Source organism: Micromonospora rhizosphaerae (assembly GCF_900091465.1).
Classification (GTDB): domain Bacteria; phylum Actinomycetota; class Actinomycetes; order Mycobacteriales; family Micromonosporaceae; genus Micromonospora; species Micromonospora rhizosphaerae.
In genome coordinates, this window is sequence record NZ_FMHV01000002.1 from 3,359,184 (window position 1) to 3,373,475 (window position 14,292).

The following is a 14,292-nucleotide window of genomic DNA, read 5'->3' on the forward strand; positions in this document are numbered from 1 at the left end:
AGTGCCGGTTCGGCGGGCGGCAACCCGGCCGGGTTGAGGATGCTGCAGCCGTGCTGTCGCCGTATGGTCGTCGGGCTGGCCCGGGCCGATGCGGGCGTGGGAAGTTGGCGACGGTGGGGGAGTTGATGGCAGCGACTGTGCCGTTGAATGCGATCCAGAGCGACCGGGCTGCGGGTGTTCTCCTCGGAGCGGCGTGCGGTGACGCGCTAGGCGTGCCGTACGAGTTCGGGCCGCCGCTTTCGCCGAGCGAGCAGCCTGAGATGCGCGGTGGTGGGCTCGGCCCGTACGCGCCGGGTGAGTACAGCGACGACACCCAGATGGCGATGTGCATCGCGGAGGTGTCCGCCAGCGGGGCGGATCTGCGCAGCAGCGACGCCCTCGACCGCATCGCCGGCAACTTCCTCCGGTGGAGACGGGAGGGCGCCAGCGATATTGGGGCCCAGACCCGGCAGGTCCTCGACGCGGTCTCACAGGTGAGGGGAGCGGGCGCCGCCGCGGCGATGCGAGACGCAGCCGCGGACCTGCACCGGCGGACTGGCCGCAGCGCGGGTAACGGGTCCCTGATGCGCACCGCGCCGGTTGCGCTGGCCTATCTCGGCCAGCCGGACGCGCTCGCCGAGGCCGCCCGGGCGGTCAGTGAGTTGACCCATCACGACCCGCTGGCCGGGGACGCGTGTGTGCTGTGGTGCGCGGGCATCCGCCGGGCGGTTCTCGACGGGACCTTCCACGGGGTGCGCGACGGTCTGGACCTGCTGCCCGCGCAACGCCGTGACCGATGGTCGGGCTGGTTGGCCGAGGCGGAGTCCAAGCCGCCGGAGCAGTTCCGTCCCAACGGGTTCGTTGTCGCCGCGTTGCAGGCCGCCTGGTCGGCGATCAACCACACCGACGTCCCGGACCACGACCCGGGCCAGAGCAGTTTCCCCTGCCAGCATCTCGAACGCGCCCTGACCGCGGCGGTCCGTGTCGGCGACGACACCGACACCGTCGCGGCGATAGCCGGGGCCCTGCTCGGCGCCCGGTGGGGCTCCTCCGCGGTGCCCCTGCCCTGGCAGCGCGTCGTGCACGGCTGGCCGAGGCGGCGCGCGGCGGACCTGATCCGCCTGGCCTTGTTGACGGCCCAAGGCGGCCATGCCGGCCAGGGCGGTTGGCCGGGCTGCGCCCGCGCACCGCGACCTGCGGTTGCGCCGTTGATGCTGGCGCATCCGCACGATCCCGGGGTGCTCCTCGGCAACCTTCACACCGACGTGGCCGCGGCGGGCGCCACCGCGGTGGTATCCCTGTGCCGGGTTGGCTGCGACGACTTCGACGACGTGGCCGTAGCCGACCGGGTGTCGGTGTGGCTGGTCGACCAGCCCGGCGCCAACGCAGACACGCATTTCGTGGTCGATCAGGCCGCCCGGATGCTGGTCGAGTTGCGCAAGGAGCGCCATGTAGTGCTGCTGCACTGCGCCGCCGGTCAGAGTCGTACGCCGGCGGTCGCCGCCCGCTACACGACCTTGACCACCGGCATCCCGGCGCGCTCCGCGCTGGCCGAGCTGCGCGGACTGCTCGACACGCACGGCTGGACGCTCAACCCGCAACTGCGGCAGGTCGTCGAAGAGCTATGACATGTCACGCCACGGCTCCCGCTCGCCGATACTCGCCGATTCCACTGCCGGTCGTACACGGTAGCTGCACAGGCCTCATTAAGGGGGCTTGTTCTCGTTCCGTCGCTCGCCCGCGCTGCGGAGTGCGTGGACTTCGTGACCATTCCGGTCTTCCAGGCTCGCGCCACCCAGCGGAGGGGTCAGCTGCATGACCACGGAGTTCGCCCCAGGAGTCACGGTGCGACTTCTTGCACGGCCGGATGTGATCGGCGTGATCACCGGTTCCCGGGAGATCGGCGGCGTGCTTCGTTACGACGTGTTTCACGACAACCGGATGCACGGCTATTTCGGCTCCCAGATCGAGGTGGTGCTGCAGAACTCGAAGGAACAGACGATCTCCGCGGCAGCTCTGCGGGCGGGTCTGACGTCTGAGCTGATCCGGGATAAGAACACCGGCTACTTGCACGCCCGCAACGTCGGACGCATCGACTACGAGCCCTACCAGTTCCGACCGGTTCTGAAGATCGTGCAGGCGGACCGCCCACGCATCCTCATCGCCGACGACGTCGGCGTGGGCAAGACGATCGAGGCCTGCCTCATTCTCAAGGAGCTCCAAGCACGCCACCGCGTCCGTTCGGTTCTGATCATCTGTCCGAAGCCGCTGGTGGTCGATGAGAAGTGGCGCAACGAGCTCAAGCGGTTCGACGAGGACTTCGTGCACCTTGACGGCTCGGACCTACGCTTCTGTATCGAGGAGGCCCTGCGCGAAGGGGAGTGGCCGGCTCGGTTCGCGAAGGCGATCGTTCCCTACTCACTGCTCGACGAGCGCCTGCTCGTGGGCAATGACGCCAACGGCCGGCTGCGGCAGGCCGGGCTTGCTGATCTTGCCCCCGGTCCGCGATTTGACCTGGTGATCGTCGATGAGGCGCACCACATCCGCAACCGCGCCACCTTCGCCTACCAGAACGTGAAGCGCCTAAGCGGGTCGGCCGAGGCGGTCGTGCTGCTTTCCGCCACACCGCTGCAGACGCAGAGCCGGGACCTGTTCACGCTGGTTAACCTGCTACGCGACGACCTTGTCCCGACCGAGCGCGACTTCGCCCAGATGCTTGAGCCGAACCACCACCTCTACGAGGCCATCGAGGCCGCCCGTGGCGGGCAGGACGGATGGCAGGACGAGGCCCGGCAAGCCCTCGACGGTGCGCTCTTCACAACATGGGGACGCGCCGTGACGGCGGTGGACCCGCGAGTGGAATTGCTCCGTGAACTGCTGACCGAAGACCCCGTGGACGCGCGGGCACGCGTCCGCGTCGTGCGCACGCTTGAGGAGCTCAACACCTTCTCCTCCATCGTCAGCCGTACCCGTAGGCGCGACATCGGAACGTTCACCACACGCAAGCCCAGCGCGCCGGTTGTGTCCTTCACTCCCGAGCAGGAGGTCGTCTACAACGCGGTCATCGATCTGGGACGGCGCATCGTCGAGCTCCAGACGCCGGGCATGCCCGTGGCCTTCCTGTTGTCCATGCTTCGGCGCCAGGCGGCCAGCTCGATCAGTGGCCTGGCGCCGCTGGTAGAGCAGGTGCTAGAGAACCGGCTCGACAAGGTCGAGTTCTCCGAAATCGGTGAGGACACGCCGGACGACATCCCCTCGTCGCTGGGCGAGCTCCGGGCGGAGATCCGCGCCATCGGGCAGCTGGCCGAGGGCCTCAACGGTCTTTCCGACCCAAAGGTCGACGTCCTCCGGCAGCTCGTCACCGACAAGCAGGCGGAGGAGAACAACAAGGTCCTGCTGTTCAGCACCTTCCGTCACACGCTGCGCTACCTCCACGAGAAGGCCAGCGCGTGGGGTGTGCGAGTAGGTGTGGTCCACGGGGCCGTCCCGGACCAGGACCGGCATTCACTGCGCCGGCGCTTCAAGCTGCCGAAGAGCAATCCTGACGCGATCGACTTGATGCTCTGCTCGGAGGTCGGCACCGAGGGCCTGGACTACCAGTTCTGCAACACCCTGGTGAACTACGACATCCCGTGGAATCCGATGCGCATCGAGCAGCGCATCGGCCGCATCGACCGACGTGGGCAGCAGAGCGAGTCGGTCGCGATCATCAACATCCTCACCGAGGGGACCGTCGAGGCGGAGATCTACGACCGCTGCCTACTGCGTATCGGCGTCTTCCACCGCGCACTCGGAGGCAGCGAGAGGATCCTCGGTGACCTGACAACCGAGCTGCGCAGGATCGCGGACGATCTGTCTCTTTCCGCCGCAGACCGGGAGGAACGGCTACGCCAGATCGCCGACAACGAGGTGGCGCGCATCCAGGAGCTGGAGCGGCTCGAGGACCAACAGGGAGCGCTGCTCGGGCTGACCACCGAGTCGTTCGCATCGCGGGTCGCGGAGGCGAGCAGTGAGTGGTTCTCCGACGAGAAGATCGGCGACCTCGTCCGGGCCTACCTTGAGGCCGTCCTACCTGGCCGCCGGCTGGCACTGAGGCCCGGCAAGGTCGCCGTGGTGCGCCTCGACGAGAACGCCGCGGCCCGCGTGAGCGGCGACCTTCATGCCGCAGTCGGCGGCGACGCCCGACTGGAGAGGCAGCTGCGCCGCAAACCGGCGGTCCTACGGGCCACCACAGATCCCGAGCTGGCCGCCGACGAGACTGACGTGGAGCTGCTCAGCGCGACTCACCCACTGGTGCTACTCGCCGCACAGCACGCGGCGCTGCCGGGCGCACCGATGGCGTCGTTGCGGGTTCGCTCCGACGTCGTGCCACCCGGCAGGTACCCGATCGCGGTCCACGCCTGGACGAGACTCGACGCTCGTGACAGCCTCACGCTCCGCTACATCAGCACGGATCCGGCTGTGGAGGCCGCCGCGGACAGCCTCCTGGCGCTTGCCGTCGACGGCGACGGGAGCCTGGCCCCCCATGAGTCCGATGTGGATGCGCTTGAGAAGCGGCACCAGCGGGAGTGGGAGGTGGCCCGCGAGCAGCATGTTGTTCGGGCGAAAACCGCCGGCGCCCAGCGGGTGGCATCACTACGGGCGCAGCGAGACCGGCAGCTTCGCGCCATCCAGGAAAACGCCGACAAGGTGAGCGAACCCAAAATCGTGAAGATGCGCCAGAGCGAGCTGATCTCAGCCAGGGACAGGTTCGACCGGCTCATCGCAAAGCACGAACGTGCGGTCAGCGGCGCCGACCTCATCACCCGTCATCTGGTAACCGTGGCCCTGGATGTCGAAGCACCGTGACCACGTTCGACGCGCTGTCCGCGCGGCGCAGCGCCTATGTGGTGGCGGCGCGTGAGAACGGATTCGAGGAAGGGCTGCGCCGGCTTCTCGCCGACCTCTACCCGGACAACGCCCACTTCATCTACGAGCTGCTGCAGAACGCGGAGGACGCCGGCGCCCGCCACGTGGTCTTCGATCTAAGAGGTGATGGCCTGCTTGTCGAGCACGACGGCGTCCGCCTGTTCGATCTGCGTGACATCGAGTCGATCACAAGCATCGGACAGTCGACGAAGGCGGACGACGCGACGAGCATCGGCAAGTTCGGCGTCGGATTCAAGGCTGTTTTCGCCTACACGCAGACACCCGTCATCCACTCGGGCATGCACTCGTTCGCCATTCGCGATCTATTCGTCCCCGTCGTCGTACCCGGTGGCGGGCGGCCGGGGTGGACCACGTTCTGGTTCCCGTTCGACCGTCCCGATAAGCCGGCAGACCGTGCGGCGGCCGAAGTCGCGCACGCGCTGCGCGAGCTGTCGGGGACGACGCTGCTGTTCCTGAACAACATCACGTCGATCGCCAGCTCCGTGTTCGGCGAGGAACCGCTGCGCCTTGATCGGCGTGCGATCGATGGCAACGTGATCGAGATCGCCAGCTCCCACGACATGGCTGGGCCGGCGCGATGGTACCGAATCGCCGGCGACGTCGAGGTCGACGGACGCTCCTTCCCGGTAGCGGGGGCGTTCGCTCTCGAGGCGCCACCCGCGAAACCTGACACCGCAGAGAAGCCAAAGACACGGTCCAAGGGCTACGCGGTGGCGCCGGTCGACGGCCAGGTATCGATCTACTTTCCCGCCGTCAAGGAGACGTCGGGGCTGAGATTTCACCTTCACGCACCGTTCGCCTCGACCGTCGCCCGCGACAGTGTCCGCGACGATCCGGGTAACGACGCTCTCATCGACGGGATCGGCAGCCTCATCGCACAAGCACTGCCGGCCATGCGCGATGCCGCCCTGCTCACCGACGGCCTGCTCAGTGCGCTCCCGAACGCTGACGATGATCTGCCGGCGCGGTACGAGGTCCTGCGCGAGCGAATCATCGAGGCGTTCGACAACGAGCCGCTCACGCCGATGGCCGGCGGCGGACACGCGCCGGGGAAGCGGTTGCTCAGGTCGGACCGCAGCCTTCGCGAAGCGCTCACGGTCAAGGACGTGCGCTTCCTTCTCAGTCTTGCCGCACTTGATGACGACGAGGCCATCACGGGCTGGATGCTAGCCCGGGAGGGTAGAGCACGGGCGTTCCTCGACTCGCTCGATGCGGTCGACTTCGGCCCCTACGAGCTTTCACACGCGCTGGGCCGAGCAGCTCGCGCACACGAGAACGCCGCTCAATACGGTTCCAACCTCCGCAACGTGCCGTGGCACCTCGTGAAGCAGTACGAGACGTGGCAGGGCTGGACGAAGTGGATTGAAGCCAAGCCCGATGAGCGGCTCCGGGCTTTCTACATCGCGTTGGGCACCCTCGCCGCCAGGCTCAAGGCGAGCCACCCCTACAACCTCACGCTGGCCAAGGCGCCCCTACTCCGCGTTCGGGACGGCGCCATGGCCCGGCACGTGCCAGGCAAAGAAGCCTATCTCCCTACGGCGCCGGGCCTGCACGTTGACGGCCTCGTGCCGGACTCGCTGCTGGTTCCAGACGATGACGGCGACGAGGCGACGAAGGACGTGACCAAGGGTGCGCGTCGAGCCCTGCGCGACTTCTATGAACATGCCGAGGTCCAGCTATGGGATGCCGCAGCCCAACTGCGGGCCCGGTTCGAGGCCTACGACCTCCATCCCGCATCTGTGACCACACGACACGTCGACGACCTGCGTCAGCTGAAGCGGCTGCTCGACGACGACGTCGTCGAGGCGAAGGCCTTCGAAGGCCTTGCCTTCCTCGTCGCCGTACGGCGCGACGGCGAACGCTACTGGGCAGCACCCCGCGACGTCTACCTTGACCAACCGTTCATCGCGTCCGGCCTCGCCGCCCTCTATCAATCGCATCAGTACCGGGGCACCCCACCCGGCCGGCTCGACCCCGCGTACGCGTCTGAGAACTTCGATGTCACAGGCCTCGCCGATTCGCTCGATGTCATGCGCGGGCTCTCGGTCAGGCCCGCAGACATCTCAGACAACCCGAAATTTCAGAAGTCGTGGTCGCGAAGCAGACAGCGGGCGTATACCCGGGTCGCGCGGGACTGGCAGATTCCCAACTTCGAACTGATCGTCGCGACCGAGGACGAGGACCTGTTGCGCTCCCTTTGGCGGACAGTCGTCTTCGCCAAGGCATCCTTCGCAGAGGCCGAGTTCCAGGCGAACATGACCAGCCCCCGCTACGCCCTCGAGTCGCAACTGCTGCAAAGCCTGCGCCACACACCGTGGGTCCTCGACAGCGACGGCAACCTTCGGCTCCCCACCGACATCACCGTCAACGAACTGGCGGAAGGCCTTATCGTTCCCGACGCCTCACCGATGCTGCAGCACGTCGGCTTCGGCAGGAACGCGGCTATCGCCGTTGAGGAACGCCGAGAACGCGAACTGCAAGCCAAGGCACTCGGCTTCGAATCCGTCGACGTTCTGCTCGAGATCGCCGAGGCGTACCAGGCGGACCCGGAAAGCATGCGGGCCTGGCTACGTGAGCGGAAAAACCTGACACTGCCGGAAGGTGCCTCGGCCGACCCGGAACAGCGGGCCCGACGCGCGGGCGAGAACGCGGCGGATGCACCTGAGCGCCGGTCCGAGAAGCGCATGCGCACCGTCCAGATCCAGGTGCCGGGCCTCCAGAGTGCCGCGAGGGCCTACCTGACCCAGATGTACACCAATGACGAAGGCGTCATGGTCTGCCAGGTGTGCACCTCGGCCATGCCCTTTAAGGTCGGCGGCGACTATTATTTCGAGGCGGTCCAGTTCGTCAAGGACAGCACCCGCGACCTGCACGAGAACCGCCTCGCACTGTGCCCGACGTGCGCGGCCATGTACCGCCACGCCCGGGACATGCCGCTGGAAGACCTGCGGGCAGCACTGCTCGCCCACCCCGTCGGCGGACAAAGCAGCATCACCATCGGTTTGATGCTCGCCGGCGAGGCCGCGATGATCCGTTTCGTCGGCAAGCACGCCATCGACCTCCAGGCTGCGCTGTCGGCAACGAAAGGCGTCCAGAGGGAGGACGACGAGCCGGAGGGCCCGCTCCCACCCGACGTGTTACGAGGCGTGGCAACCACATCGGCTCAGACCTCCGCTGCCCCGGGTCCCGCAACCGCCTCGCCGCCTTCGTCGGGGCGTGCGCATCGCCCAGCGGCACCCAGCAAGAGCTCGGTGGAACGCCCGGCGGCGCCGGAACACCTCGTTCAGCCCCGATCGGCAGCAGGGGCTCCGGGCCCGGCCCGCGGCAAGCACGTCACGGAGATGGTGATCGCCGTAGCCGCCGGCGGCCATCTCCACCTAGTCCGGTGCTCCTGCGGATTGGAGAGCCAGCCGCTGGACGATGCCGACCAAGCTTTCGCGTACGCCGACGCTCATGTGCGGCGAGAGCCACGGCCGCCATCCCTCATGTGGAAGGGCAAGCCGGAGGGGCCGCATGTCGCCGAGGTCATCACCGCAAGCGCGGGCGGCAGCAAGCTTCACTTCGTAGAGTGCTCATGCGGCTACAGAAGCTGGGCGGACACAGACGCAGAAAAGGCGGCGGCCGTCGCCGATCTACATCCGTATTCCGCGAAACGAGACGCGGAGCGGGAGAAAAGCGCGGCTGCGAACCGGAAGCGTACTGCGATGCGGAATGCAGCAGCACGGGAGGCGCTCAAACGGGATCCGCGGGTCTACGGTCCTATCGCCTACGACCCAGCGCACGAGATGGTGGTGATCCCACCGGTCCAATCGCCGCATCCGGCGAACTTCGGCGTGCGGGACGATTCGCTGGCTGCAATGAGGGGCTTCGTGCTGGACGCTCTGGCACGCGTCGAGCAGTTCACCGATGTCGTCGAGGCTGACAATCGGGCCGAGGCGAGGGTGCCGGTGATCGTGAACCTCGTGCCGCGCCCTGACAACCCCCACACCCGCGAGGCGATCTCTGTAGCCCGTCCGCCAACCGACGGCGGTTCCGTGGTCGAGCGGCACATGGGCTACCTCTACAACCATACGCTCAAAATATGGGGCGAGAGCCTGCACAGGCTGGCCGTGGCCGCCTCTCCGGCCCCGATCGGCTGCCATGGCTGGATCTCACTCAGAAAGATCAAGATGGATGCTGTCGAGCAGGGAGAACGGCTCGTCGACCTAGCGGAGCTTGAACCCGGAGACGACCTGTGGGCGTCCAAGTATTGGGACGCCGACTGGAAGGTGCACCGGCACTCACCCTTCTCACGCACCGAAATGCTCAAGATCGGCTACCGAATCGACCACATCTACCTCGATATCCCGCTTCCGCCGCACCTCAAGAAGATGGTGGACTTCTACGTGGCGACGGGGGCGACTGCGGGCTAATCGAACCTGGCCCAGTGTGTTCGTGCTGCTACCACAGGGCGGTGCGGGGATTCAGAGGCGAGGGCCATACCCCAGGCGGCGCGAAGCCTCGGCTCGTGATCCATCATTCCCCTGCTTCTTCCTGGAGCTTGGACTGTGCCCTGAAAATTGGTAGGAGAACCTCAGGGGGAATCTCTTCATCGTCGAATGGCATGGACATTAATCCATCCTCCTCCCAGTTGCCCGAGGATTGATAAACCAGTGTCCCTCGGGTTAGGTCATCCGCATCTGGCTGGACTGTCCACTTTTCCGGCCAGAGAAGATGTGCCGAGTTCTGGAGATGTAGCACACGCGCCTCGTCGAAGAATGAATAGCCGAAGGTGGTCTCGCGGAAAACGGCGTCGCGACCAAAGGTAACTCCACCGAAGGAGCCGAGCTTGACGAAGGAAGTCTTACCGAAGTAGGCACCGCCGGAAAAGCTGGCGCCGTTGAACACAGCGAACGCGAAAGTCGAGTTTCGAAACTGGGCGACGTATGCGAACGCAGCTCCGACGAAGAATGCGCTCGCGGGGCAGGTCACCTCATCGAAGTTGGCAATCGAGCCGAAAAGCGCCCTGCTGAACTCGGCCCCACCGGCAAAGGTCACGCGGTTAAACGAGGCGTGGCCGGTGAAGGTCGCCTCATCGAACATGACAGAGCCGGTGAACCTCGCATCGTTGAACACCGCGTCGCCGCGGAAGGTCGCGCCGGTGAATGTGCCATCCCCTGTAAAGGCCCCCTCGCGGAACAAGGAGTTGCCGCCGAAGGTCGCGTCCCCGAAGGTGGCGACGCCTGCAAAGGTCGTGCTGGCGAACGAGGTGTCGCCCTCGAAGGTCACCTGATCGAATAAGGCCCGTCCGGTGAACGTCGATTCTCGGAACCAAGCGTCGCCGTGGAAGCTCGCCTCAGTAAAGATGGCGCCGCTGTTGAAGGTAACCCCGTTGAAGTTGCAGTCGTGAGAAAAGGTCGCCCCATGGAAGACAGCATCCTCGTTAAAGGTCGCCCCCTCCATCCAGACACCGTCCACGAAAATCGCCTCAGCGAACAGGGCGTAGGTGACGGACGTGTGCTCCAGATGAAGTCCCTGAAAGAGCACCGCTCCGGTGAGGTCGAGGTGGATGCCCGGCCGGAAGGTCTCGTCCGGCGAGGGCGGGAGCCGCTGGGCGTCCGTTCCAGAGACGCCCCTGGGACGACGAAGATGGTCCCCGAGGAGCCGTTGGGCGGTCAGGCGGACCTGAAGCTCTTGAGTAGGATCGCGCTTCGAAGCAACCGGTTTGGGAGCACGCGGAGGCGTGTACGGCATGCGCAGGTAGGCGCAGAGCACATCGACTACGGTCTGCCGCTGTTCAGGGTTGGCCTGAGCGAGATGCACGAGAGAGTACAGAGCACCGAGCCGGACCGGCGCCTCGTCATGGCCCAGCTGCTCAACGGCTTTCGTGTAGAGCTCGTTGACCTGTTCATTCTGCCGCAGCGCGTAGGTCCGGTCCTGCTCAGTCTGGTTCTGTCGGAACGTGCAGTAGGTGACCACCAAGCCGCCAGCCACGGCGAGTCCAGCGAGGGCCTGCACAAGGGTGGTGCGGACATCGTTCCTGGCCTTCAGCACCTGGTCTGGGTCCAAGCCCCTCTGCGGATGCCGCGTGAACAGCCACGGGCCCACGACAAACACGAACAGGAGTAGAAGCACCCCAACGAAGCCGGAAAGGCCCCAAAGCCACGCTCGAACTACTCGTTTCCGTCGCTCTGCCATAGCTCTCCCGGACCCGAGGGGCTTTCGACTGTCCCATGTAGTGTTCGGCGACAGTTGACGAGGCACAAGAGTGCTGGGCAAGACGTTGATCCGACAATCAGTGAACCGCGCCGGATTTTGTAGAGGCTTTCCATCCGGATGTGCTCCGCCCGCAAAAGCCGATCAACCCGTCCAACACCCTGGTCAGGTCGGCTGGTCCGTGAGGACGGGCAGCGGCGTGATGGTGCGCTCGTTGAGGTCACGGGCGATCCCCGCGATGCTGCGCCCGGCGAGGCGCTGAGCGAACATCCACTGCACATGCGGCGCGGTGAACGGGTCGGCCTCCAGCCGACGGGCCATGCGTCCCCACCTAGCGTGTGCCCGGTTCGGGCGCGGCCCTGCCGCGACCAGCCGATACCCGTACGGCGGCCGGCCGCCGAGATGACGGCCTTGCTCGATCACCTGGGCGCACATGGCCGCCTTAGCCCGAAACCGCGAGCGCTGGACCTCTCGTCTGGAGTGCACACCGAGCAGGGCCAGCAGCGACAGGTGGAGTCGTTGCTGGCGTCGACCGGGCCGTTGAGCTCGGGCAGCCACAGCTCGACGCCATACAGTTTGAACAGCGGAGCGAGGTCGCGGAACTGGTTGCCGTAGAAGGCTCGCTCGAACTCTCCCACTACCACCGCGTCGAATCCGCGGCCGGGGTCGGCGAGCGCTGCCAGCAGTCGCGCGGCCTGCGGGCGACGTGGCCACGGCAGCTGCCGCAAGTAGCCCACGTCGAAGAACTCGGCCACGATCATGCCCCGGCCGTCGAGAAGGTCCTCGGCGAAGTCGCGCTGCCACCGCCCGACGACAACCGATACTGGAACTCCCAGGTCGACATCCGGCCGTAGAAGGCGAACCGGATACCCAGGGATTTGATGTTGCCGGGCGCCGCGTCCGCAGGCGGCCCCGCCGGTTCCGCTGCCGCATCCACCAGCCGAGCAGATCGGGGCCGTCGAGTTCCGCCGCGCATCAGGGACCGCCCCACACGGCTCGGCAACCACTGTGTCCGAACTAGATGCAAAACGATGTGCGGGTTCGTGGCACTCGGCCACTCGCGACATTCGTTGGCCCGACTGGCCCGCGGGTAGGGACCGGCGGGCGGCTTGGAGGATGGGTCAGGCGGTGGGTGGCAGCTCGGTGAGCAGCTTCTCGACCCGGGAGCGGATCTGGTCGCGATTGGGCGGACGGCCTCGACGCCCTTGCCGGCGGGGCCTTCGAGCTTTCAGTCCTCGTAGCGCTTGCCGGAAAGACGGGGCAGGCGTCGCCGCAGCCCATGGTGAGGGGTTACCTCGCTAACGGAGACTCTCTGATCCGAACCGCTTGAGAAAGAGAGCAGCCGTTGAGTCCACAGTCCCGTTGTCTACCCGGCGACGCGGTGGGCAGCCACCGGCGTAGGTATGCGAGCACGGCGGCGACGTCACTGCCCGCAGCACGGTTGCCAGCTTGTCGCGCACCTCGGCGACGGGTCCCGACGAGGGTCTACATAACGTCAGCCTCGGTACTACTAGGTCCGATCGGCCCGGAGGTCTGTGCTGCTGGCGTTGCCTGCAAGCCATACGGGTAGTCACCTAGGTTGCCCGGCATGGCTACCTTGTCTGCATGTCGATCCCGCTTGATCTTTGGGGCCAGCGCGGTTGGGCCAGCGTCGACGTGGCTGGCGAGTCGCACTACCGACGCGCGATTCGTGGACTGTTTGGCAAGGATTTTACGGCGAGCGGCACCGAGGTCGTACTGACGGCCCACCTGATACCCGAGCCGCGCAACAAGCACGATCGCAACGCAGTCGGCGTCTGGGTGGGCGGTGCCCAGATTGGCTACCTACCGCGCGAGGATGCGGTCCGGTACGCGCCAGTTCTCTCGGCACTCACGGCCCAAGGCTGGCTACCGCAGGTCTCTGCGACGGTATGGGGCTCGGAGTGGTCCGACTATGACGGCAAACCGGGCACCTTCCAAGGGTCTGTCCGGTTGGACCTCGCCGAACCACACATGCTTGTCCCAGCCAACATGCCGCCGAGTGGCGATTGCCGGATGTTGCCGACCGGCAACGCGATCCAGGTGACGGGCGAGGAGAAGTACCTGGCTAGCCTGGCGCCCTTCCTGCGGCCCGAGGGCGAATGCTGGGTGCACGTCAGCCTTCACGAGATCGTCGAGCAGTTGGCACGTAGTACCCGGACGGTAGTGGAGGTCCGTATCGACGGTGCTTGCGTCGGGCAGCTCACTCCGAAGATGAGCAGTGAGCTTCTGCCGGCAATGCGGCACCTCGAGCAGCAAGGCGCCACCGCGGCGGCCCGGGCCGTCGTAAAGGGCAACAGAATCAAGACCGAGGTAGTCCTCTACGTCGCGCGAGCACATGAACTCCCGGAGAGCTGGCTCGGTGACGCCGCTTCGTCTCGACCCACCGCCGCCCCGTTGGTTCCCGTGACCGATCCGGTTGATCAGTCGGCTCCGGTCATCCCGGCAGCGCCGCGAGCGCACGGCCCGATCCCTCCACCGCCGAGTGGAATCAAGTTCGAGGTTCCCCCTGGTTGGCCGTCACCGCCCGAAGGCTGGATTCCGCCAGCCGGCTGGCAGCCGGACCCGAGCTGGCCACTCGCGCCGGATGGGTGGCAATGGTGGGTCCCGGTCTGGAAGTGAAGGCGGGCGGATGGTGGCGTCGCTTTGCAGGCTCCGAGCGAGCGCCGATGTATAGCAGCGAAGTCCAGCAACGCCAGCCGCCGAGCCGAGCTGCACCAGCTCAACGATCTTGACAGGTTCCGGGCGGCCACGTACGGCACCGCTCACTCACCGCGCTCCGGCGGGCACTGGCCCCGACCGGGACCCTGGTGCTCTCCGTCGGCGGCGTCTACAGCGGCGGTAGCCTCATCGGACCGATCTGGCTACTCGCGCGCGGGCGGCTGCTGGCATCCTTCGTTCCACACCCCATCGTCACTTCTCACCACGGCACCCAGCCGGCAACACCTTGACCCGCTCCGCACCCACGCCGAGACCGACCGCCTCACCCCGGTAATCGACCGGACCTATCCGCTCCACGACGTGCCCGAATCCATCCAGTACCTCGAAACCGAACACCGGCGGGCCAAAGTGGTCATCACCATCTGACGCAGAGGCTGGGACCGCAGGATGTCGGCCAGTAACGGCGGTCAGCCTTTGGCGAGCACGGCTCGCATCTGAGCACGGCTCGCA

At 66.5% G+C, this 14,292-nt stretch carries 8 protein-coding genes and 1 pseudogene; 5 read left to right on the plus strand and 4 right to left on the minus strand.

Annotated elements, in window-relative coordinates; all coding sequences use genetic code 11:
- Window positions 1-125 precede the first annotated feature (125 nt).
- The 3 genes from GA0070624_RS16035 to GA0070624_RS16045 all read left to right on the plus strand — a co-directional run bounded on the left by GA0070624_RS16035 (window position 126) and on the right by GA0070624_RS16045 (window position 9,320).
- The gene (locus tag GA0070624_RS16035) at window positions 126-1,607 is read left to right on the plus strand and encodes an ADP-ribosylglycohydrolase family protein (protein ID WP_091348935.1); all 1,482 of its coding nucleotides are present in this window, start codon (window positions 126-128) and stop codon (window positions 1,605-1,607) included.
- 187 nt (window positions 1,608-1,794) lie between these two features.
- Window positions 1,795-4,827, plus strand: a complete 3,033-nt coding sequence (locus GA0070624_RS16040) for a helicase-related protein (protein WP_091341942.1) — start codon at window positions 1,795-1,797, stop codon at window positions 4,825-4,827.
- Complete coding sequence (locus GA0070624_RS16045) at window positions 4,824-9,320, plus strand: sacsin N-terminal ATP-binding-like domain-containing protein (RefSeq protein WP_091341944.1); 4,497 nt, start codon at window positions 4,824-4,826, stop codon at window positions 9,318-9,320. The genes GA0070624_RS16040 and GA0070624_RS16045 overlap by 4 nt, the downstream gene beginning before the upstream one ends.
- Window positions 9,321-9,423: 103 nt before the next feature.
- On the opposite strand, the gene GA0070624_RS16050 is transcribed toward GA0070624_RS16045, so the two are convergent.
- The 4 genes from GA0070624_RS16050 to GA0070624_RS34035 form a co-directional block, all read right to left on the minus strand.
- Complete coding sequence (locus tag GA0070624_RS16050) at window positions 9,424-11,004, minus strand: pentapeptide repeat-containing protein (protein WP_176731714.1); 1,581 nt, start codon at window positions 11,002-11,004, stop codon at window positions 9,424-9,426.
- Window positions 11,005-11,268: 264 nt separating this feature from the next.
- Entirely contained in the window at window positions 11,269-11,424 is a 156-nt protein-coding gene (locus GA0070624_RS34770) for a hypothetical protein (protein WP_176731715.1), read from the minus strand.
- Between the two features lie 98 nt (window positions 11,425-11,522).
- On the minus strand, window positions 11,523-11,864 hold the full coding sequence (locus tag GA0070624_RS16055; protein WP_091341948.1) for a hypothetical protein: 342 nt from the start codon (window positions 11,862-11,864) through the stop codon (window positions 11,523-11,525).
- Window positions 11,861-12,040, minus strand: coding sequence for a hypothetical protein (locus GA0070624_RS34035; protein WP_141715041.1), 180 nt, complete (start codon window positions 12,038-12,040; stop codon window positions 11,861-11,863). Before GA0070624_RS34035 ends, GA0070624_RS16055 begins: the two co-directional genes overlap by 4 nt.
- Window positions 12,041-12,708: 668 nt before the next feature.
- On the opposite strand from GA0070624_RS34035, the gene GA0070624_RS34040 reads away from it, so the two are divergent.
- Both GA0070624_RS34040 and GA0070624_RS16060 read left to right on the plus strand, forming a co-directional pair.
- Window positions 12,709-13,743 (plus strand): HIRAN domain-containing protein, encoded by a 1,035-nt coding sequence (locus GA0070624_RS34040; protein WP_141715042.1) that lies wholly within the window; start codon window positions 12,709-12,711, stop codon window positions 13,741-13,743.
- Window positions 13,744-13,874: 131 nt separating this feature from the next.
- A pseudogene (locus GA0070624_RS16060) lies at window positions 13,875-14,208 on the plus strand (zinc-binding dehydrogenase); the annotation flags it as partial.
- Window positions 14,209-14,292: the final 84 nt, after the last annotated feature.

Excerpts from the sequence above, each read along its gene's own strand:
- GA0070624_RS34770 (WP_176731715.1), bottom strand. The coding sequence starts at position 11,424 with ATGGCCCGTCGGCTGGAGGCCGACCCGTTCACCGCGCCGCATGTGCAG.
- GA0070624_RS16055 (WP_091341948.1), bottom strand. The coding sequence starts at position 11,864 with ATGATCGTGGCCGAGTTCTTCGACGTGGGCTACTTGCGGCAGCTGCCG.
- GA0070624_RS16035 (WP_091348935.1), top strand. The coding sequence starts at position 126 with ATGGCAGCGACTGTGCCGTTGAATGCGATCCAGAGCGACCGGGCTGCG.
- GA0070624_RS34040 (WP_141715042.1), top strand. The coding sequence starts at position 12,709 with ATGTCGATCCCGCTTGATCTTTGGGGCCAGCGCGGTTGGGCCAGCGTC.
- GA0070624_RS16040 (WP_091341942.1), top strand. The coding sequence starts at position 1,795 with ATGACCACGGAGTTCGCCCCAGGAGTCACGGTGCGACTTCTTGCACGG.